Here is a 682-nt window from a genome sequence, read left to right on the forward strand (position 1 = left end):
ACCGATCGCCCCGGCGATCAAGCCGGCCCGCAGCGACGTCAAACCCAATGTCGCCGAAACGGTTTGGGCTTCCGACGACTCGAACGACAGCGGCAGGGACCCGTACTTCAGCACGTTGGCGAGCTGTTTGGCGGTCGCGGCGCTGAACGGCGGCTCACCGCCGCTGATCTGGGTGCGGCCGCCCGGAATGGCCTCCCGGATCATCGGCGCGCTGACGACCTGCGAGTCCAGGGTGAATGCCGTCTGGGTGCCGGTGTGCGCGGCGGTGTAGTCCGCCCACACGTTCGCCGCCGGTCCCTTGAACTGCAGATCGACGACATAGCCCAGGCTGCTCTGATTCATCCCGGAGGTCGCGTCCTGAATCTGATCGCCGCTGATGATCGACGGTCCCAGCAGGTAGGCGGTCTTGTGGTCGGTGGAGCAGGTGACCAGCGGAAGCTTGGGGTCGTCGTTGCCGGCCAGGATGTCGTCTTTATCGCAGCGGGTGGCCTGGAACTGCAGGGCGACCATCTGGATGTACTGGCTGGTGTTCTGCCGCCACTTCTTCTCTTGGGCGATGCGCTCGGCGAGATCCTTGCGCGGGTCCGGAGCCGTGGGCTGCTCCGGTGGCGGCGCCTCCCCCGTCGGCGCGGGCGAAGGCGCCGGACTCGACGGCGGGGCCGGGCTGGGTGCCGGGGCGGGG

The 682-nt window shown here is 68.5% G+C and carries 1 pseudogene; it reads right to left on the reverse strand.

From position 1 onward, the window contains the following. Positions 1–682 (reverse strand): annotated as a pseudogene (locus A5645_RS12090) (SecDF P1 head subdomain-containing protein); the annotation flags it as partial.

The organism is Mycobacterium asiaticum, from assembly GCF_001673635.1.
In the GTDB taxonomy this organism is placed as follows: Bacteria; Actinomycetota; Actinomycetes; order Mycobacteriales; family Mycobacteriaceae; genus Mycobacterium; species Mycobacterium asiaticum_C.